18 protein-coding genes are annotated in these 20602 nt (G+C 64.7%); 13 read left to right on the forward strand and 5 right to left on the reverse strand.

Features of this window, described 5'->3' with window-relative positions; genetic code table 11:
• The first annotated feature begins 370 nt into the window (after positions 1 to 370).
• The 5 genes from LPW26_RS23070 (at position 371) to LPW26_RS23090 (ending at position 6659) form a co-directional block, all read left to right on the forward strand.
• Positions 371 to 976 (forward strand): hypothetical protein, encoded by a 606-nt coding sequence (locus LPW26_RS23070; RefSeq protein WP_238738057.1) that lies wholly within the window; start codon positions 371 to 373, stop codon positions 974 to 976.
• A gap of 249 nt (positions 977 to 1225) precedes the next feature.
• Positions 1226 to 3550 carry a TonB-dependent siderophore receptor gene (locus LPW26_RS23075; RefSeq protein ID WP_238738058.1) on the forward strand — a complete coding sequence of 775 codons (2325 nt, stop codon included), beginning with the start codon at positions 1226 to 1228 and terminating at the stop codon, positions 3548 to 3550.
• Between the two features lie 51 nt (positions 3551 to 3601).
• Positions 3602 to 4813 carry a PepSY-associated TM helix domain-containing protein gene (locus LPW26_RS23080; RefSeq protein WP_238738059.1) on the forward strand — a complete coding sequence of 404 codons (1212 nt, stop codon included), beginning with the start codon at positions 3602 to 3604 and terminating at the stop codon, positions 4811 to 4813.
• 146 nt (positions 4814 to 4959) lie between these two features.
• Positions 4960 to 6045 carry a glycosyltransferase family 4 protein gene (locus LPW26_RS23085; protein WP_238738060.1) on the forward strand — a complete coding sequence of 362 codons (1086 nt, stop codon included), beginning with the start codon at positions 4960 to 4962 and terminating at the stop codon, positions 6043 to 6045.
• Between the two features lie 71 nt (positions 6046 to 6116).
• On the forward strand, positions 6117 to 6659 hold the full coding sequence (locus LPW26_RS23090) for a methylated-DNA--[protein]-cysteine S-methyltransferase (RefSeq protein WP_238738061.1): 543 nt from the start codon (positions 6117 to 6119) through the stop codon (positions 6657 to 6659).
• A gap of 49 nt (positions 6660 to 6708) precedes the next feature.
• Here LPW26_RS23090 and LPW26_RS23095 read toward each other — a convergent pair whose 3' ends face one another.
• From LPW26_RS23095 to LPW26_RS23105, 3 genes are all read right to left on the reverse strand, one after another.
• The gene (locus tag LPW26_RS23095) at positions 6709 to 7326 is read right to left on the reverse strand and encodes a glutathione S-transferase family protein (RefSeq protein WP_238738062.1); all 618 of its coding nucleotides are present in this window, start codon (positions 7324 to 7326) and stop codon (positions 6709 to 6711) included.
• Between the two features lie 177 nt (positions 7327 to 7503).
• Positions 7504 to 8346 carry a fumarylacetoacetate hydrolase family protein gene (locus tag LPW26_RS23100; RefSeq protein WP_238738063.1) on the reverse strand — a complete coding sequence of 281 codons (843 nt, stop codon included), beginning with the start codon at positions 8344 to 8346 and terminating at the stop codon, positions 7504 to 7506.
• Between the two features lie 95 nt (positions 8347 to 8441).
• Entirely contained in the window at positions 8442 to 9290 is an 849-nt protein-coding gene (locus LPW26_RS23105; protein ID WP_238738064.1) for an MBL fold metallo-hydrolase, read from the reverse strand.
• Between the two features lie 127 nt (positions 9291 to 9417).
• Here LPW26_RS23105 and LPW26_RS23110 point away from each other — a divergent pair, with 127 nt between their 5' ends.
• The 4 genes from LPW26_RS23110 (at position 9418) to LPW26_RS23125 (ending at position 13312) form a co-directional block, all read left to right on the forward strand.
• Positions 9418 to 9837, forward strand: a complete 420-nt coding sequence (locus tag LPW26_RS23110; RefSeq protein WP_238738065.1) for a DUF3775 domain-containing protein — start codon at positions 9418 to 9420, stop codon at positions 9835 to 9837.
• A gap of 348 nt (positions 9838 to 10185) precedes the next feature.
• Positions 10186 to 10848 carry a Crp/Fnr family transcriptional regulator gene (locus LPW26_RS23115; RefSeq protein WP_238738066.1) on the forward strand — a complete coding sequence of 221 codons (663 nt, stop codon included), beginning with the start codon at positions 10186 to 10188 and terminating at the stop codon, positions 10846 to 10848.
• A gap of 122 nt (positions 10849 to 10970) precedes the next feature.
• Positions 10971 to 11576 (forward strand): nuclear transport factor 2 family protein, encoded by a 606-nt coding sequence (locus LPW26_RS23120; protein WP_238738067.1) that lies wholly within the window; start codon positions 10971 to 10973, stop codon positions 11574 to 11576.
• 197 nt (positions 11577 to 11773) lie between these two features.
• Complete coding sequence (locus tag LPW26_RS23125) at positions 11774 to 13312, forward strand: class I adenylate-forming enzyme family protein (protein ID WP_238738068.1); 1539 nt, start codon at positions 11774 to 11776, stop codon at positions 13310 to 13312.
• Between the two features lie 145 nt (positions 13313 to 13457).
• On the opposite strand, the gene LPW26_RS23130 is transcribed toward LPW26_RS23125, so the two are convergent.
• Positions 13458 to 13670 carry a SlyX family protein gene (locus LPW26_RS23130; RefSeq protein ID WP_238738069.1) on the reverse strand — a complete coding sequence of 71 codons (213 nt, stop codon included), beginning with the start codon at positions 13668 to 13670 and terminating at the stop codon, positions 13458 to 13460.
• A 221-nt stretch (positions 13671 to 13891) separates the two neighbouring features.
• Between LPW26_RS23130 and ggt the strand changes: the two genes are divergently transcribed.
• Positions 13892 to 15478, forward strand: a complete 1587-nt coding sequence (ggt, locus tag LPW26_RS23135) for a gamma-glutamyltransferase (RefSeq protein ID WP_238738070.1) — start codon at positions 13892 to 13894, stop codon at positions 15476 to 15478.
• 118 nt (positions 15479 to 15596) lie between these two features.
• Positions 15597 to 16577, forward strand: a complete 981-nt coding sequence (locus LPW26_RS23140; protein ID WP_238738071.1) for a D-2-hydroxyacid dehydrogenase family protein — start codon at positions 15597 to 15599, stop codon at positions 16575 to 16577.
• A gap of 83 nt (positions 16578 to 16660) precedes the next feature.
• Here LPW26_RS23140 and LPW26_RS23145 read toward each other — a convergent pair whose 3' ends face one another.
• Positions 16661 to 16876: a CsbD family protein gene (locus tag LPW26_RS23145; protein WP_238738072.1), complete on the reverse strand. Its 216-nt coding sequence runs from the start codon at positions 16874 to 16876 to the stop codon at positions 16661 to 16663.
• Positions 16877 to 17347: 471 nt separating this feature from the next.
• Between LPW26_RS23145 and LPW26_RS23150 the strand changes: the two genes are divergently transcribed.
• The gene (locus LPW26_RS23150; protein WP_238738073.1) at positions 17348 to 19981 is read left to right on the forward strand and encodes a PAS domain-containing hybrid sensor histidine kinase/response regulator; all 2634 of its coding nucleotides are present in this window, start codon (positions 17348 to 17350) and stop codon (positions 19979 to 19981) included.
• Between the two features lie 77 nt (positions 19982 to 20058).
• The gene (locus tag LPW26_RS23155) at positions 20059 to 20541 is read left to right on the forward strand and encodes a VOC family protein (RefSeq protein ID WP_238738074.1); all 483 of its coding nucleotides are present in this window, start codon (positions 20059 to 20061) and stop codon (positions 20539 to 20541) included.
• Positions 20542 to 20602: the final 61 nt, after the last annotated feature.

Here is a 20602-nt window from a genome sequence, read left to right on the forward strand (position 1 = left end):
ACCCCGGCGAGCACAAACCGGGGGGGTTCGGCGGGGCGGCCCGGCTGGTTGGCGCCGCCCGCCCCGGATTGACGGGCGAGGCGAGAAGGAGTGAGGAGCGCATCGCCGACTCAATGCTCGCCTCGCCTTCACCCCAGCCCTCTCCCGCAGACGGGAGAGGGAGTGCGCTGTGCCTGGAGCGCTGAAGCGTCGTCGGGCAACGCGGTACATCCCGGAGCGTGGCCATCGCGCGGTTGGAACCTGTCGGGTCTTGCTGCAAATCAATCAGCGTCTGCCCGGCTTTCGGCCCAATTGGTACGCACAGTCTGGTTGGCTTGAATCGGCGGCTCATCGACCGTGTCAGCAGGGCGAAATCACCAAGGAGAATTGCATGCGCTTCACTCATCGACCCGCCGCCCTTGCCGGTGTGGGCTGTCTGGCTCTCGCGCTGGCGTCCGTTGCACCCGCGGCGGTGTGGGCGCAGGCCACGAAGGGCACCCAGAGCGCGCCGGTGCAGCCCGCCCCCGAAGCTGCGGCGCCGACCGCGCCGGCTTTCAAGGACATCACGCTGACCGAGAAGCAGATTCAGGGCGTGCTCGCGGCGCATAAGGATCTCGATGCGATCGCCGCCAAGATGCCCGACGATCCGCAGGCCAAGCCCGATCCGAAGATCGTGCAGCAACTCGATACCACCGCCAAGAAGCACGGCTTCGCCGACTACGGTGAATACAGCGACGTGGTCGAGGCGATCAGCATGGTGATGGCCGGCGTCGACACCAAGACCAAGACCTACGTGGGGCCCGAGGCGGAACTCAAGGCGCAGATCGCGCTGGTCGAAGCCGATACCAAGATGTCGGCCGACGACAAGAAGCAGGCGCTCGCCGATCTCAACGAAGCCCTGAAGTCGCCGGGACCGGCGGTCAAGAACCAGGGCAATATCGATCTGGTGTTGAAGAACTACGACAAGCTGTCCGAAGCGCTCGACGAGGACGAATAGTCGTCGCATCGCCTGCTTATGCATCACGCCGCCTCGTTTCGAGGCGGCGTTTTCGTTGGTGCCGGCGCAGTGCTGTTAGTTGCGGCGACCATCGACGCGCACAGCTGCAACCTGAAGCTGCCGAGCGACGATGCGGGCAGCAGCGCGACTTCGCCTTAGAAGCATTTCAAACGCCGCTGCGTTCTCATCCCGATGCCCCCCTGCTAAAGCCGAATGATCGTCTCATCGCGCTTGAAAGCGGATTGTGGAATGTCGATCGATGAATGGCGGCTGGCGCCAGCCCAGCAACGGACGTGGAGCTCGATTGCTGCGTCGTCGACTGCCATCGTGCTCGGCATTGCGGGACTCAGTGCTGTCGAGAGCGCGCATGCCCAATCCAGCACCGAGCTGCCCTCCGTCACGGTCGAAGCGCCCAATCGTGCCGCGAAACGGACCGCCGTCGCGCCAGCGGCTCGCGCACCGCAGCAGGCCCTCGTGCGCCGCGCCGCGCGTCAGCCCACTCCGACTCCGGCGCTGCCGACGCCTGCGGAGCGTGCGGCTGCCGCAGCCGCGGTTCTGAACGAACAGAAGCTCGGTTATCGGGCGATGCCGAGCCCGACCACGCTGCGCACCGGCGCATCGCCGCTCGACTCCTCGCAATCCGTCAACGTGGTCCCCGAGCAGGTGCTGAAGGATCAGTTGCCGCGCAATCTCGACGACGCGCTCGCCAATGTCAGCGGCGTCACCCAGACCAACACACTCGCCGGCTCGTTCGATGCGGTGATCCGGCGCGGCTTCGGTGAGAATCGCGACGGCTCGATCATGCGCAACGGCATGCCGCTGGTGCAGGGCCGTGCCCTCGGCGCCAGCGTCGAGAGCGTCGAAGTGCTGAAGGGGCCGGCGTCGCTGCTGTACGGCATCCAGACTCCGGGCGGCATCGTCAACACCATCAGCAAGCGGCCCGAGCTGTATCAGCATGGCTCCCTCACCGTGCTCGGCTCGACCTTCGGCGGTGGCAAGAATGGCGCCAATGCGATCGTCGACGTCACCGGTCCGATCGGCGACGGCGGCGTCGCCTATCGGTTCGTCGGCTCGGGGCTCGATGAGGATTACTGGCGCAATTTCGGCGCCAACCGCGAGATGCTGCTGGCGCCGTCGCTTGCCTGGTACGGCGAGCGCACGACGGTTCAGTTCGGCTACGAGCATCGCGAGTTCAGCTATCCGTTCGACCGCGGCACGTCCTTCGTCAATGGCGCGCCGCTGGCAATCCCGGCAACACGCCGGCTCGACGAACCGTTCAACAAGACCTGGGGTAAGTCGGATCTGGTGCAGGGCTCGATCGAGCACCGGCTCGACGACAACTGGAAAGTCACCGCCGCCTACAGCTTCAACAGCGAGACCTACGACGCCAATCAGCTCCGCATCACCTCGGTCGATGCCCGCACCGGCGTCGAGCGCCGCAGCAATGACGGCACCAAAGGCGCGATGGCCTATGTCAGCTACGGCACGTCGTATCTGCAGGGCAATGTCTGGCTCGGCGACTTCCGCAACGAGCTGCTGATCGGCGGCGACGCGCAGCGCCGCGTGATCTATCGCCAGGATCTGATCCGGCAGGCGACGCCGAACTTCAACTTCTACAATCCGACCTATGGGTTGGTGCAGCCCGGCACCACGGTGTCGGCCTCCGACAGCAACCAGACCGATCAGCTCGAAACCCGCTCGGTGTTCCTGCAGGACACGCTGCATCTCACCAACTGGCTGGCGCTGGTCGGCGGCCTACGCTGGATGGAATACGATCAGCTCGCCGGCCGCGGCCGGCCGTTCACTGCCAACACCAATCTCGACGGCAGCAAGGTGCTGCCGCTCGCCGGCGCCATTCTTAAGCTCAATGACCAGGTGTCGCTCTACGCCAGCTACACCCAGTCGCTGCAGCCGACCTCGAGCATCGCGCCGCTGACCGGCGGCTTCGTGATCGGCTCGAACGTCGCGCCCGAAGAGGGCACGCAGTACGAGGCGGGCTTGAAGTTCGACCTGAACAAGCGGTTGTCCGGCACGCTGGCCGTCTACGACATCGACAAGACAAACGTGCTGGTGTCGCAGTTCAATTCGGCGACCGGCCTCAACGAATATCGCGCCGCCGGCAAGGTTCGCTCGCGCGGCGTCGAGTTCGACGTCACCGGCCGGCTCGACGATCATTGGAGCACGATCGCGAGCTACGGCTACACCGACGCAATCGTCACCGAGGATCCCGCGCTGGTCGGCAAGCGGCTGCAGAACGTGGCGATGAACACCGCGTCGCTGTTCCTGGTCTATGATTTCGGCACCGCGCTGCCCGGCCGGCTGCGCCTCGGCGGCGGTCCGCGCTATGTCGGCAATCGGCCCGGCGACAGCGCCAACTCGTTCGTGCTGCCCGCCTACACGGTCGCCGACATTTTCGCGTCCTACGAGACGCGATATGGCGCGTTCCCGGTGACCTATCAGTTCAACGTCAAGAACCTGTTCGATACCGTGTATTATCCGTCGGCCGTCAACACGCTGAACGTGGCGGTCGGCGATGCGCGACGGTTCTCGCTCGCCGCGACGATGAAGTTCTGATGCGGGACCGCACGGCATCGCCGCTGCGACCGCGCGGGCACCGAGGCTGACATGCGGGCTGCCGTCAAAGCGACGCTGTTTCAGGTGCACTCGATCGCCGGACTGGTGCTGTCGCTGGTGCTGACGCTGATCGGCGTCACCGGCGCGGTGATGAGTTTCGAGGACGAGATCCTCGCCGGCCTCAATGCCGACCTGATGCATGTCGAGCCGCGATCGACGCCGCTTCTGTCGCCTGACGAGTTGCTCGCGCAGGTGAAGGCGGCGTCGGATGGGTCGATTGCGGCGATCACGCTGTCGCGCGATCCCGCGGCCGCGGTGCGCATTCGCTTCGCCCGCAACGAGGATCGCTCGCGTCCGGCGGCGCTGATCGTCGATCCGTATGACGGCCGCATCCTCGGCCGTCCGGTCGGCGAAGGTTTCTTCGAGACGGTGCGCAAGCTGCACCGCTGGCTGCTGCTGCCGGGCGACGGCAAAGGCTACGGCCGGACGATCACCGGGATTGCGGCGCTTGGGTTGATCGCCATGCTGATCAGCGGCCTGGTGCTGCGCTGGCCGCACCGGCCGGGTAGCGTGAAGATCTGGTTGAAGCCTAATCTGCGGTTGCACGGACGCGGCCTGCACCGGTCGCTACATTCGGTCGTCGGCACCTGGGTGATGCTGATCTATCTGGTTATGGTGCTGACCGGCCTGTGGTGGTCGTTCGAGTGGTACAAGGACAGCGCGACCTGGTTGTTCGCGCGTCCCCCGGCCATCGCCGAGGCGCCAAAGGCCAAGCCGACAAAGCAACTGACAAAGGCCGAAGCGCCAAACGACAAGGTCGCGCCCGCGTCCCGCGAGGGCGCAGGCGCCGCGCCGGCTCCAAAACTCGACCTCGCCTGGGCCAGCCTGCTGCAGGACCGCGGCGACGGCTTTGCCTTGGTCCGCCTGACGTTGCCGAGCGGCGGCGAGCCGACCATCCGGGTCAGGGCCTGGCTTACCGACGCGGCCGACGGCCGCCACGACGATTTCAAGATCGACGCCGCGACCGGCGCGATCGTGTCCCGCACGCTCCATGCCGACAAGACGCTCGGCGAACAAATGCTGGCCCGTATCCTCGACATCCACCGCGGCAGCATTCTCGGCTGGCCGGGCAAGCTGCTGTTCATGCTGGCCGCACTGGCGATGCCGCTGTTCGCCGTGACCGGCCTGTTGCTGTATGTCTCCCGGCGGCGCCACCAGCGCATGACGCGCGCCGCAATGACGAGGCTGGTGCCAGGCGAATAAACTCACCACGACTTTGACCCTCGCAACGCTGCAATGCACCAAGCCGTCTGCCAAAGGGCGGTGATCGCGTTGCACCGCAGGGAAACAGCGGGCTATAACCGCGCCGTTGTGATGATCTGGATCTGTTCGATGGGCCGGCGCCTGCCATGAAGGTCGTGTTGGCGATCTTCAAGCTTGAAAAGCAGGGCGGCAAGGAGCGCGATTGCGTCGCCGTCGCGCGCCGTCTCGCGGCGCGTGGGCACGATGTCACGCTGCTCACGACCTCGCCGGACGTCGGGACTCACGATCTGCGGATCGAGACGCTGCGCGTCAGCGGCCTTGCCAATCACGTGCTGCTGCGCGACTTCGCCCGTGCGGTGATCGCCTACAAACAGCGCACCGAGCCCGACGCGCTGCTGGCGTTCGAGCGCATCCCGGGGTCCGATTATCATTACGTCGCCGATGGCGCCGCGATCCTGCGCGACTGGCGGCTGCTGGCGTGGCCACCGCGGCGCCGCACCAAGCTGGCGCTGGAGCGCGCTGTGTTCGCGTCGCCAGCCGCGACCAAGCTGTTCTTCCTCACCGAACGGCAGCGTGACGAATACTGCATCGCCTATGATTTCGAACCATCGCGCGCCAACGTGCTGCCGATGGTGCTGCACGACGATCGCTATGCTGCGGCACGCCGCCTCGGCGCCGCCCGCTGGCGGGCGGATCTGCGGATTCCCGATGATGCGCTGCTGGCGGTGTCGGTCGCGGTCGATCCGAAGCTCAAGGGCGTCGATCGCAGCCTGGCGGCGCTGAAGCTGTATCCCAAACTGTATCTCGTCGTCGCCGGCTCGGACGCGGCCTGGCTGCATCGCCGGGTTGTCCGGCTCGATCTCGAAGCCCGGGTTCGGATCGTGCCTTATGTTTCCGAAGTGATGGATCTGATCGCGGCGGCCGACTTCATGCTGCACCCGGCACGCTCCGAAGCCGCCGGGCAGGTGATCGGCGAGGCGCTGCTGGCAGGCGTGCCGGTGCTGGCGAGCGCTGCGTGCGGCTATGCGGGCGAGATCGAGCGCAGTGGCGCCGGTCTGGTGCTGCCGGAGCCGTTCCAGCAGGACGCGCTGGTGAACGGGCTCGCGACGATGATCGACACGCTGCCGGCGCTACGCACCGCCGCGGCGGTGCGGGCCACCAGCCTGCAGCAGCAGCGCGGCGCCTGGCTGTCGGCGATCGCCGACACCCTCGAGCGCGGCGCGGCACGCTGAGATCGGGTGGATCGCAGCCGCGGTTGCGATTAGTCTGGTCCCGATCACGGATCAGCCATGGACGCGTGCTCATGACGGTGCACAGCTACACGATGTTCGACACCGCGCTCGGCCGCTGCGGCATCGCCTGGGGCGACCGCGGCATCGTCGCGGTGCAACTGCCGCAGCCGAACGAGGCGCAAACCCGCGCGCGGATAAATCAGCGCTATGGTGATATTGCCGAAGCGCCGCCGCCGCCCGAGGTACAGCATGCAATCGACGGCATCGTCGCGCTGATCGCTGGCGAGCCGATCGAACTCACCGATGTCACGCTCGATCTAAGCGGAGTCTCCGATTTCCAGCGCGGCGTCTACGACATCGCGCGGAGCATTCCGCCGGGCCGGACGCTGAGCTACGGCGACATCGCCAAGAAGCTTGGCGGAGTCGAGCTGGCGCGGGAGGTTGGTCAGGCACTCGGCCGCAATCCGGTGCCGATCATCGTGCCGTGTCACCGCGTGCTCGCGGCCGGCGGCAAGCCTGGCGGATTTTCGGCGAATGGCGGAGTCGCCACCAAGCTCAAGCTGCTGGCGATCGAAGGCGCGGCCGTCAACTACACGCCGAGCCTGTTCGATTGAGCGGCCATGGGCTGAGAAAAACGCTGCCTGAAGTTTGCCACAAGCCGGCTCACGCCGCCGGCGGCACCGAAATCCTGACCGACTCGCGCTGCATCACGCGTTCGTTGAACGCCGCCAGGTTCGGATAAGCGTCCCGCCAGCCGCAGTCGGGGAATCGGAAGTCCGCATAGCCGAGCGCGCAGGTCAGCGCGATCTGCACGATGTCGAACGGACCGTTCAGCACCTTGTCGCTCGCGTCGAATTTGGCGAAGCCGGTCCAGGCACGGTTCCAATGATCGTCGTACCAGGCCTGCCAGAACTGCGGCTGCGGCCGCACCAGTTGTTCGTAGCGGCACAGCAGCATCGAATCCATCATGCCTTGCAGCAGCGAGTGATCGCTGCGCACCCGCCAGCGTTCGGGCCCGGAGGCCGGGGTCAGCTTGCCGCCGCCGGCAAGGTCGTCGAGATACTCGGCGATGACGAACGAGTCGATGATCACTTCGCCATTATCGAGGATCAGCGCCGGCAGTTTCTTCAGCGGATTGACCTGGTGGATGTAGTCCTCGTTCGGCTGCCCCGGAATGGTTGCGGCCGACATGAACTCGATCCGGTCGATCAATCCCAGTTCGATCGCCGCAATCCGAACCTTGCGGGCGAACGGCGAGGCGGGGGAGAACGAGAGCTTCATCGGCGGATCCTCAGGCGGTGAGACTCGGGGCAGTCGCGGCATTTGCGTTTGTCATTCCGGGATGCGCCCCTTTGGGGCGCAGGCCCGGAATCCATATCCCCTTGCAGTGGTTATGGATTCCGGGCTCGCGCTACGCGCGCCCCGGAATGACGCACCTTGGGTAGTTAGACAAAGAACTCAGACCGCGACGATGGTCTGCTTCTGCTCGCCGAGGCCTTCGATGCCGAGGGTCATGACGTCGCCGACGTTGAGGAACTTCGGCGGCTTCATGCCCATGCCGACACCCGGCGGGGTGCCGGTGGTGATGACGTCGCCGGGCAGCAGCGTCATCAGCTCGGACAGATAGGACACGATCTTCGGCACGTTGAAGATCATCGTCGCGGTCGATCCGGTCTGGCAGCGCTGGCCGTTGACGTCGAGCCACATGCCGAGCTTGTGCACGTCCGCAATCGCGTCCTTGGTAACTAGCCACGGTCCGAGCGGCCCGAAGGTGTCGTGCGACTTGCCCTTGGTCCATTGGCCGACGCGCTCGAGCTGAAAGGCGCGTTCGGAGACGTCGTTGCACAGCGCGTAGCCGGCGACGTAGTTCAGCGCATCGGCTTCGGAGACGTATTTGGCGCGGGTGCCGATCACGATGGCGAGTTCGACTTCCCAATCGAGCTTGGTCGCGCCGCGCGGCATCTCGACGTCGTCATTCGGTCCGCACAGCGAGCTCGCCGCCTTCATGAACACGATCGGCTCGGCCGGGATCGGCATGTTGGCTTCGGCAGCGTGGTCGGCGTAGTTCAAGCCAATCGCGATGAACTTCGGCGTGCCGCCGACCGGCGAGCCGAGGCGTGGGGAACCCGGGACTTCCGGCAGACCGTCAGGATCGAGTGCGGCGAGCTTGGCGAGGCCTGCGGGCGATAATGCTTCGCCGGCAATATCCGCGACTTGTCCTGACAAGTCGCGCAGCTTCCCAGACTTGTCGATCAAACCGGGCTTCTCGTGACCCATCGCCCCGTAACGAACCAGCTTCATGCCGCGCTTCCTCCACAATTTGTCGCGCTCACCTCATGGAGCAGGGCCACGGCAAATTCAACTGTTCCGCACGCGGGCACGCCATGCGGCTGCATTCACCGCAACGCAACAAACCGGAAAGCTTCGCCGTCCTGAACAATCCGGCCGGGCCCGAAATGACCGCCGAACACCAAGGTCGGCGTATCGGCGAAGCGCGAGAACAGCGTCCGCCTTGTCTCGGTCGATTGCTGCCCATCAGTATCGAAGCTGGACGACCAATCGAGATGTGCCATCTGGCACGGATGATGGGCGACGTCGCCGGATAGCAGCGCCTCCTGGCCCTCGGAGCGGATGTGGAGCGCGACGTGGCCCGGGCTGTGGCCCGGAGTCGGGATCAGCGTGATTTCGTCCGTCAGCCGGGCGTCGCTGTCGACCAGATCGACCTTGCCGGCCTCGACGACCGGCTGCACCGAATCCGCGAACACCGCGGCATGCGCCGCGTCCGCGCTATTAGCCTTCCAGTAATCGTATTCGGTTCGGCCGAACACGTAGCGTGCGTTGGCGAAGGTAGGCACCCAGCGGCCCTCGACCAGTCGGGTGTTCCAGCCGACATGGTCGACGTGCAGATGGGTGCAGATCACCGTGTCGATGCTGTCGGCCGGATAGCCGGCGGTCGCCATGTCTTGCAGAAACGGTTTGTCGAGGCCGTTCCAGTGCGGCACGCCGCGGCCCTGCTTGTCATTGCCGATGCAGGTGTCGACCACGATCCGGCGGGTCGGTGTCTCCACAATCCACGTATGCACCGACATGGTGAGCCGGCCTTCGGGGCTTGCGAAGTCCGGGATCAGCCAGGGCAGTTCGCGGATCTGTTCTGGGGTGGCTTGGGGAAGGATGAACCGGGTGCCGCCGGTGAGGGCCATCTCGACGATTTTCGTGATTTTGACCTTGCCGATCGTCCAAACCATCCCACGTCGCTCCCTGTTGTTGGTCTTTTGCCGAAGCATGCTGTTTTTGCCAGCATGGCGCAACGGATCATCCGAGCCTCCGGCGCGTTAGCTGCGTCGCCAGGCCAGATGATGGAGAGAATGTCCCATGCCCGAACTCGCGATTTCGACCGACAAGGTTGCGTTTCTGATCGAGAAAGCGCGCGAATTCGACGTGAAGGAAACCGACACCGACGTGGATTCGGGGTCGAACGGCGCCGATGACAATATGATCGATGTGCTCCAGGACTCCGGGGCTGGGGACGACCCTGTGGTGCAGGAGATCGCCGGCTTCATCAGTGCGCTGACCGAAGAGGAACAGATTGATCTGGTGGCGCTGATGCGGCTCGGCCGAGGCGACGGCAGCATCGAGGAGTGGGATGATCTGCGCGCCGAGGCGGCCGAAGGCCGTAACGGCCGTACCGCGCATTACCTCCTCGGCGAGCCGCTGCTCGGCGACTATCTGGCCGCGGGTCTCGATGAGTTCGGGCTGACCTGGAACGACGAGCGCACCACGCCGGTGGTGTGACAGGCGTCACCTGGTCTGGGGCTGTTTGTCTCTGAAGTTTTGCTTCGGGATGGTCGCGACAGCGTTCGCTCATGCGAATCACTCGATCGTTGGCCGCCGATCAATGGCCCTGAGACCTGCACCCTGAGATCTGCACCGCATTGCCATCTGCTGGGACCAGAGAGCGCTTGTTTCCACTTGCGTTCGCTCCGCCGTATGGTCCGTTCGATCAGCAACCACCGTCGCTGTTGAAACCTGCCGCCATTGACCTCGTACCATACCGAGGGTCGGATTTTTACCGACTTTCAGAACCGGCAGCGGTCTATTCTTCCGCATGCATCAGCTTCAATGCGGAGTGGGAGAAGTTGGATGAAGCTGGGATTTGATTTCGACCATCGTGAGTTCCTGACCAAGCCCGGTATCGGGAAATCGGTTGTGCGTTTCGCGCGCGATCAGGTGATTTTCTCGCAAGGCGACCCCGCCGACAGCGTGTTTTTCCTGCTCGACGGGCGCATCAAAGTCGTCGTGCTGTCGGCGCAAGGTAAGGAAGCGGCGACGGGGCTCGTCCATTCGGGGCAGTTCTTCGGCGATGGTTGCCTCGTTGGCGACGAAACCCGATGCGCCACCACCATCGCGATGCGCGATTGCGTCGTCGCCTCGATCAGCAAGTCCCTGATGGTTGAAACGCTTCGCTCCGAGCCGGACTTCGCGGCGATGTTCATTCGCCATCTCCTGCTGCGCAATCGCGGCATGGAGGAAGACCTGATTGATCAGTTGTTCAACTCCAGCGAGAAGCGCCTGGCGCGGCTCTTGCTGCGGTTGTCGAAACTCGACAATGGCGGTGAGGCTCAGCCGATCGCGCCGCATATCAGCCAGGAAACGCTGGCCGAGATGATTGGCACCACGCGCTCCCGCGTCAGCTTCTTCATGAACAAGTTCCGCAAGCTCGGCCTGATCAGCTACGATCGCAATATCGAGGTCCATCCGCGGCTGAGCGCGATGCTGCAGGACCATTCCGAGATCCCCGGCTGAGGCCCCGCAGACTCCGTCCGCGGCCCGAGCCAAAGCAGAGCACAGCTGTGCGGCAGCCAACTCGCCGTCCCATCGCCCCGTCCTTATAGTGCCCGCCATTCAGGGCGACGGGGGGCTGAAAGATGGATGCTGAACAGCACGATAGGCTGGCGATACGCGATCTGATCGAGAACTGGGCGGTGTGGCGCGACGCCGGCGACTGGGATCGGTTTCGCACCGTCTGGTTCGACGACGGCCGGATGATGGCGACCTGGACCCAGGGCACCGCTGACGAATTCATCGCGATGAGCAAGGCCGGCTGGGCCAAGGGCGTTTCGATCCTGCACTTCCTTGGCGGCCAGGCGATCGACCTCGCGGGGCATCGCGCGATCTCGCAGACCAAGATGACGATCTCGCAGCGCGCCAGCGTGCACGATGTCGTCGTCGATGTCGTCTGCACGGGCCGGTTCTACGATTTCCTCGAGAAGCGCGATGGTCGCTGGGGCTTTGTGCTGCGCCAGCCGATCTATGAGAAGGACCGGATGGATCCGGTCGACCCGGCGGCGAAGCTGTCGCTCGATCCGGCGCTGCTCACGCGCTTTCCGGAAGGCTATCGGCATCTCGCTTATCTGCAGAGCCAGATCGGCTACCAGATCAAGCCCGACATGCCGGGCCTGAAAGGCGACGCCGTGGAGCGGCTGTACGCCAGCGGTGCGGCGTGGCTGAGGGGACAGGCGCTGGATCGATGAGGGCTCAGACGGAGCATTCGTCATTGCAAGCCAACGGGTCGGCGCTTCGCGCCGCCCGATGACAGGCTCCGCGAAGCAATCCAGCGCAGTGCACGACGCTGGATTGCTTCGCCACGCTCGCAATGACGGTGAGGATACGATACTGGTCAACGAAGGCTCGAAAGCCGTCGCGTAAGACGAAACGTGGGAGACCTGAAATGCCCGACTTCATCACCCTCGATGCGCTGGTGCGGAATACGGCGCGGTCGGCCCCGGACCGGCTCGCAGTGATCGATGGCGAACGGCAATTACGCTACGCGGAATTCGATGCGCTGATCGACCGCGTCGCGGCTGCTCTGCAGCGCGACGGCGTCAGGCCGACCGACACGATCTCGATCTGCGCGCTGTCGTCCGTCGCATACGCCGCCGTCTTCCTCGGCGCGCTCCGCGTCGGCGTCGCGGTGGCGCCGCTGGCGCCGTCGTCGACGCCGCACGACTTCGCCGCGATGGTGAAGGACTCCGCCGCCAAGATTCTGTTCACCGACGATTTCGTTGCGGCGGCCATGAAGGACGCCGTGATCGACTCAAATATCAAGCGCGTCGCGCTTGACGATGGCGGCAGCGGCACGGCGTTTAGCGGGTGGCTGGCGCCGGAAGGGATGAAGCCCGAGCCGGTGACGGTCGATCCGGAATGGGTGTTCAATATCATCTATTCGTCAGGTACCACCGGCACGCCGAAGGGTATCGTTCACACCCACTATCTGCGCTGGCGGCAATACGGTCAGCTCGACCCGCTCGGCTATGGCCTCGACGCCGTGACGCTGCTGTCGACGCCGTTGTACTCCAACACGACGCTGGTCTGCTTCAACCCGACGCTTGCGGGCGGGGGCACGCTGGTGCTGATGAAGAAGTTCGACGCCAAAGGCTTCCTTGAACTGGCGCAGAAGCATCGGGTCACCCACACGATGCTGGTCCCGGTGCAATATCGCCGCATCATGGCGCTGCCGGAATTCGGCAATTACGACCTGTCGTCGTTCGTGATGAAGTTCTGTACCTCGGCGCCATTCGCGGCCGAGCTGAAGCGGGACATTCTGGCGCGCTGGCCCGGCGGTCTCACCGAGTACTACGGCATGACCGAAGGCGGCGGCTCCTGCGCGCTGCTGGCGCACGAACATCCCGACAAGCTGCAGACGGTAGGCCAGCCGATGCCGGAGCACGAGATCCGGCTGATCGACGAGGACGGCAATTTCGTCGCGCCGGGCGAGATCGGCGAGATCGTCGGCCGCTCCGCCGTGATCATGAAGGGCTATCTCAATCAGCCGCAGAAGACCGCCGAGACGCTGTGGACCGACAAGGACGGCAATCGCTGGGTGCGCACCGGCGACGTCGGCCGGTTCGACGCCGAGGGTTTCCTGACGTTGATGGACCGCAAGAAGGACATGATTATCTCCGGCGGCTTCAACATCTATCCGAGCGACATCGAGGCGATCGCCAGCCAGCACGCCGACGTGCTGGAAGTCGCCGTCGTCGGCATGCCGTCGGAGGAGTGGGGCGAAACGCCGGTGGCGTTCGCAGTGGCGAGGCCGGACCGCAACCTCGACCCGGCGGAGCTGAAGACCTTCACCAACGCCAAGGTCGGCAAGACCCAGCGCCTCGCCGATGTGGTGATCGTCGATCAACTGCCGCGCAGTGCCATCGGCAAGGTGCTCAAGCGCGAACTGCGCGACCAGCGGTTGGCGTTGCAGCCGACCTCCTAGCCACAAGGCACGTCATTCCGGGGCACGCGCGAAGCGCGTGAACCCGGAATCCCGAAGTTGTAGCGCACCAGAGATTCCGGGCTCGCTCGCTGCGCGAGCGCCCCGGAATGACGGCCGAGAGGCCGTGCCCGACGACAGCCCCGCCTCAATAATGCGGCGGGCGTTCGTTGCTCGGGGCGACGGTGGTCTCGGCCTGCTCGAGCCGCTCGGACAATGCCGCGATCTGCCGCGTCAGTGCGTCGATCTGCTTCCACTGCGTCGTCACGGTCTGGTTGAGCGTCTCGATCGCCTCGTCCTGATAGGTCAGGCGGACTTCGAGTGCCTCGATCCGGTCGGCGAGGAATTGCTGATCGGTCATCGCATCGCTCCACAACTGCAGGACGTGCCGGTGGTCGGCACACGCGCCCTGATCGGACGCCGCGCTGATGTAGCAGCCGGTCGTCCGCCGCGAAACCCGCGGCGGCGCAGCATTTCGCGCCGGCGCCGCAGGTTGCGTGCCGAGGATTGCTCAGGCCGCCCTGAGTATGTCAATTAGGCCGGCGCCGAAGCGCGGCGCGGTGAACCAAAGAGCCTGTTCGCATGAGGAATTTTCACTTCGCCGGTCGGTCCACGGTGCATGCCCGCAACGCCATGGTGGCGACCTCGCACCCGCAGGCGGCGCTCGCCGCGATCGAGGTTCTGCAGGCCGGCGGCACGGCCGCTGACGCGGCGATCGCCGCCTCGGCGCTGCTGGCAGTGATCGAGCCGCAATCGACCGGCATCGGCGGCGATTGCTTCGCGCTGTATCAGCCCAAGGGCACCGGCAAGATCGTCGCCTATAACGGCTCGGGCCGCGCGCCGGCCGCCGCCAAGGCGGAGTGGTTTCTGGAGCACGGCATCGATGCGATCCCGCTGACCAGCCCGCATTCGGTCACGGTTCCCGGCGCGATCGACGCCTGGGCGACGATTTTGCGTGACCATGGCCGCTTCGGGTTCGACAAGTTGCTGCAGCCCGCCATCAAGGCGGCCGCCGAGGGCTACGTCGTGGCGCCGCGCGTCGCCTTCGATTGGAAGAACGGCTTCCAGAAGTTGAAGAAGGGCACCAACACCGAGCGCTATCTGCTGCCCCACGGCCAGGCCGCCGTCACCGGCGACGTCATCAAGCAGCCGGAACTGGCGGCGACGTTGAAGCTGATCGCCGACAACGGCCCGGACGCTTTCTACAAGGGCGCGGTCGCCGAGGACATGGTCGAAACTCTGCGCAAGCTCGGCGGCCTGCACACCCTCGAGGATTTTGCCGAACACAGCACCGAGACGACCGCGCCGCTCGGCACCATCTACAAGGGCTTCGACGTCTGGCAGTGCCCGCCGAACGGCCCGGGCATCACCATGCTGGTGATGCTGAACATTCTCAGCCGGTTCGACCTCACCAAATTCGGCCCGCTCAGCGTCGAGCGCTTCCATCTCGAGGCGGAAGCGACCCGCATTGCCTACATGATGCGCGAGGAGCATATCGGCGACCCGGCGCATGTCGACGTCGACGTCATCCGCATCCTGGCGCGCGAGTTCGGCGAGGAGCACTGCAGCAAGATCGCGCTCGACAAGCTGCTCGATCTGCCGCACATCGCGCCGCCGATGAACCCGTCGACCGTGTACATCTCGGTGGTCGACGAGGATCGCAACGTCTGCTCGTTCATCAATTCGGTGGCGCATTCGTTCGGCTCGGCGATCGTCTCGGAGAAGACCGGCGTTCTGCTGCAGAACCGCGGCGCCGGCTTCCGCGTGCAGCCGGGCCATCCGAACTGCATCGCGCCGAAGAAGCGCCCGCTGCACACCATCATTCCGAGCCTCGCCACCGAAGGCGGCAGAGCGCGGATGTCGTTCGGCGTGATGGGCGGCCAGTATCAGCCGGTCGGCCAGGTCCACGTGCTGACCAACGTGCTCGACTACGGCATGGACATGCAGGAGGCGATCGATCTGCCGCGTGGCCTGCACTACGAGGGCATCTATCAGCTCGAAGACGGCGTACCAGCCGCGACCGTCGAGGGCCTCAAGGCGCTGGGCCACAGCGTCGCGTCGGTCGGGACGCCGCATGGCGGCGGCCAGGGGATCTGGATCGACTGGGACAAGGGCACGCTGACCGGCGGCTCCGACCCCCGCAAGGACGGCTGCGCGCTGGGGTATTGAGGTTCGTCATTGCGAGCGAAGCGAAGCAATCCAGTAGCGCCGGGCATCGGACTCTGGATTGCTTCGTCGCTTCGCTCCTCGCAATGACGCCGGACACTGTGTGGAAGGAAAACGCCGCGTGAAGATTGCGATCCTCGACGATTACTTCGACACGCTGCGCACGTTGCCGTGTTTTTCAAAGCTCGCCGGTCACGACGTCGCCATCCACAATGATCACCTCCAGGACACCGATGCGCTGGCCGAGCGCCTCAAGGATGTCGAAGCGCTGGTGCTGATCCGCGAGCGCACGCAGCTCCGCGCGCCGCTGCTGGAGAAATTGCCGAATCTGAAGCTGATCAGCCAGCGCAGCGTCTATCCGCATATCGACATCGACGCCTGTACGCGGCTTGGCATCATCGTGTCGTCCAACATGCATGCCGATACACCGTCCTACGCGGCGGCCGAGCTGACGTGGGGATTGGTGCTGGCGGCGATGCGGCAGATTCCGCAGCAGATGGCGGCGCTGCAAGCCGGCACTTGGCAGATCGGTGTTGGCCATACGCTGCGTGATAAGACGCTCGGCATCTACGGCTACGGCCGCATCGGCAGCGTCGTCGCTGGCTATGGTCGCGCCTTCGGCATGTCGGTGCTGGTGTGGGCGCGCGAGCCCAATCTGGCGCAGGCCCGTGCCGACGGTTATCAGATCGCCGGCAGCCGTGAGGAGCTGTTCGCGCAAAGCGACGTTCTGTCACTGCACATGCGGCTGGTCGATGCGACACGCGGAATCGTGACACGTGACGATCTGGCACGGATGAAGCCGTCCGCGCTGCTGGTCAACACCAGCCGCGCCGGACTGATCGAGAGCGGAGCCTTGGCCGACGCACTGCGCTCTGGCCGCCCGGGAATGGCCGCCATCGACGTGTTCGACACCGAGCCGCTGCGCGATCCCCAGGATCCGCTGCTGACGCTCCCCAATGTGGTCGCGACGCCGCATATCGGTTACGTGACGCGCGACGAATACGAGCTGCAATTCAGCGATATCTTCGATCAGATCGTCGCTTATGCGTCCGGTGAGCCCATCAACGTCGTCAATCCGCCGGCGATTTCTCGTCGACGCTAGCCCCCAAACGCAAAAAAGACCGGCCTGAGCCGGTCCTCTCCGCTGTTCGCGAGGCTTGAAGCCGCCGCGGCACGATCGTGAAATCAGAGGTTGCGGTGAACCGCGGCCGCTGCCTTGTCGGTGGTGTCCTTCACCGCTTCCTTGGCATCGCCGACGGCCTGCTGACCCTTGCCCTTGGCTTCCTGCAGCGCGCCTTCGCCCTGCAGCTTCTCGGAGCCGGTGGCTTCGCCGATGCCCTGCTTGGCCTTGCCAACCACCTCGTTCGTCGCGCCCTTGATCTTGTCCATCGTGCTACCCATTGCAGTTCTCCTTACCTCATGAGCATCACCGGACTCGGTGAGCTTCGCCCTGATAACCGCCCGCCTGGCTCCTTGTTCCGCTCTTGAATATTTGTGATCGCATTGAAATCTCGGAACAAATCGTGGGGCGCGACATCCGGTCCGAATTGGGCGTAGGCGTGTCGTGTTGCGACAGTTTGCAGTAGGTTCCGGGGTACCTCTACTCCACCGTCCCTTCGTTCGAGATGCGGATTAGCTTCGATGTTTCGGCAATTGTTAACTGCCGCCGACATCGTCCGTTTTTCCAGGGTCAGATTAACGCCGCGGAAGCATCGTGGTCGCATGGTCGGGACGCAGATCGTGGTGGCGCAAGCCGGCCTCAAGGTACCAATCCTGCCCCTTGCAGGGTGCTGCTACGCTGGCCCCGCGAAGTGAGGTAGGGTGCCGACTACCATCTAAAGCCGACGAGGCCGGTCCAGAAAGCGTTTCGACATGTCGGGTCTACGGCAAGTGATGACGACGGCGCAGGAGTTGCAAAGCGACTGGAGCGCACGTCTCGAATTCTGGTTGGGCGGGCGCGGCGCCGGCACGTTGATTCCGATTGCCGACGTCGACGAGCGAGAAATGCGTCTCATCCGCGCTGCGCAGATCGACAGCGTCAGCCGGCTGGTCCCGGTGACGATGTCGATCAACGTCATCAATGCGGCTCTGGTCGTGGCGGTGTTTTGGCGCGGTGGAAGCGACCTGTTTCTGCTGACGTGGTTTGGGGCGCTGTTGCTGATCGCCGCCACGGCGTTGCGGGCATGGTTGCTCAGACGGCACGATCCGCCGCGTGAAGCTTCGGCGAATGCGACGCGTCGAATGAGCGTGCAGTCGCTGATCCTCGGGCTGATCTGGGGAGCGATGCCGATCGCTCTGTTTCCGGGCGCGGAGCCGACCGATCAGTTGATCCTCGGTTGTCTCGTGACCGGCATGATGTCCGGCGGCGCGTTCACGCTGTCCACTGTGCCGCGCGCGGGTCTGGCTTACACCTGGGCGATGGTGCTGTGCTCGGCGATCACGCTGATGCTGTGCAGCGGCACCAGCTATATGATCACTGCCGTTTTTCTTGTGCTGTATGCGATCTTCGTCTCGCGCAACCTGGTGTGGCATGGCGAGATGTTCTTCAACAATTTGCGGTCGCAGTTCGAGCTGAAGCGCAATACCGAGATCATCTCGCTGCTGCTGAAGGACTTTCAGGCCAACGCCAGCGACTGGCTATGGCAGACCGATCCGCTCGGCCGGTTGGTGCATGTGCCGGATCGATTTGTCGAGGTGGCGCATCTGCCCGCGAACATCCTTCACGGCGCGCTATTATCCGACGTGCTCGGGATGCTGTGTACGGACGACGGCCGCTCTGCGCCGGCGATCGCCGCCACCATGGCGCTGCGCGAGCCCATGCACGATGTGCTGGTGCACGTGACCATCGCAGGCGAGCCGCGTCTCTGGTCGCTGACCGCCCGGCCGATGTTCGATCACAATGGTCAATTCACCGGCTATCGCGGTGTCGGCCGCGATGTCACCGAGCGTTGGCGCGCCGAGCAGGCCGAGGCGGAGAATCGCGCCAAGTCCAGCTTCCTTGCGATGATGAGCCACGAGATTCGCACCCCGATGAACGGCGTGCTCGGTTTGGCAAATTCGCTGCTGGAAACCAAGCTCGATGTCGAACAGCAGCATGCGGTCACAACGATCCGTGACTCCGGCGATAACCTGCTGCGCATTCTCAACGACATTCTCGATCTATCCAAGCTCGAGGCCGGGCGCATCGAATTCGAACAGGTCAACTTCTCGCCTGTTGTGTTGGTCGAGGCGGTGCGCGCGATCGTCGAGCCGAATGCCCGGGCCAAGGGGCTGACGCTGAAGATCGACATCGATCCGCGGCTGCCGCCAGCGCTCACCGGCGACGTCCAGCGCATTCGTCAGGTGCTGCTCAACCTCGCCTTCAATGCCGTCAAGTTCACCGAGCGCGGCAGCGTCAGCGTCGTGCTGACCTGCGTGCGCCGCGACGACGCTTATGCGACGGTGGAGTGGCAAGTCACCGACACCGGCATCGGGATCCCGCCGGAGCGTGTCGGTTCGCTGTTTACCGACTATGCGCAGGCCGATCTGTCGATCAATCGTCGCTTCGGGGGCACCGGCCTGGGGCTCGCAATCAGCCGCCGGATCGTCGAGCAGATGGGCGGCGGCATCGACGTCACCTCGCGGGCAGGTGAAGGTTCGACCTTCCGGTTCAACCTGGATCTGGCGTGGAGCAATGCGCTGATCTCCGACTACCGGCTCGATCGCGTCGGCAGCGACGATCTTCGGACACGGATCGCGATGCTAGGCCATCCGCTGCGCGTGTTGATCGCCGAGGATGACGCCACCAATCAAATGGTGGTGTTGAAGATGTTGCACGAATTCGCGGCCGACACGCGCGTCGTCGCCGACGGCGCCGCGGCTTTGCAGGCGCTGGAAGCCGAAGAGTTCGACGTCGTCCTGATGGACGTGCGGATGCCGACGATGGACGGTCTGTCGGCGACCCGTGCGATCCGCAACCGCGGCGGCGAGTTCGCAGGGCTGCCGATCATTGCGCTCACCGCCAATGCCTTCCCGGACGATATCAAGATGTGCCGCGAAGCTGGCATGACCGACTTCCTCTCCAAGCCGTTGCGAAAGCCGGCGTTGGTCGCAGCGGTGCTCCGCGCCCTGCGAGGCGGCGGTACAGGCGCGGCGGGGCCGCCCTCTGCATTTACACCGCCGGCACCGGTCGACCTCAATGTTCTCACCGAACTGACCGAGGAGATCGGCCGCGATCAGGTGACCGAGATGGTGTCGCTGTTCTTCAGCGAAACCGAGCGGCGGATCGCATTGTTCCGGCAGTTCGGCGATACGATCGATCGTGACCTGCTGGCGATCGAGGCGCACTCGATGAAGGGCGGCGCCGCAACCCTTGGCTTCGCCACCATCGCCGAGATCGCACGGGCGATCGAGATCGGCTCCTCGATCGTCTCGGGGGAGGCGCTGAACGTCCAGGCTGCCCATTTGACAAAGGCGCTGGTCGACCTGCGTCGACATTGCGAAGGCAGCTTCAAGCTGGCGAGCTGATCCCGATTTCGCCTGCGATGTCGGGTTCGGCCGGGCCGGACCGTCCTTGGCACGATGTCCTTGAGCGGAGTTGTGCCATGTCGAAGATCACCCCCTGCCTGTGGTTCGCCAGCGAAGCCGAGGAGGCGGCCCGGTTCTACGTGTCGTTGTTGCCGGACTCCCGGATCGACCAGGTTCAACGCAGCGTGGTGGATACGCCATCCGGACCTGCGGGCTCGATCCTGCTGGTGGAATTCACGCTCGCGGGCCAAAGCTACCTGGCGCTCAATGGCGGGGCCCGCCAGAACTTCACCCATGCGGTCTCATTCATGATCAATTGCGCGGATCAGGCCGAAGTCGACCGGCTGTGGGGCGCATTGATCGAGGGCGGTGAACCGAACCAGTGTGGCTGGCTGCGCGATCGTTACGGCCTGTCCTGGCAGATCGTGCCGTCGATCCTGCCCAAGCTGTTTGCCGGCCCCGATCGCGCCGGCGCAGAACGAGCCATGCGGGCGATGATGCAGATGGTGAAGCTCGACGGCGACGCCCTGCAGCGGGCCTATGAGGGTGCGACCGAATAGCGCACGGCCCGTCACGAAGAATGATCACTGACGAATATTGACATTCGTCAGTGATCAGAAG

This window comes from Rhodopseudomonas infernalis, from assembly GCF_022271405.1.
Classification (GTDB): Bacteria; Pseudomonadota; Alphaproteobacteria; order Rhizobiales; family Xanthobacteraceae; genus Rhodopseudomonas; species Rhodopseudomonas infernalis.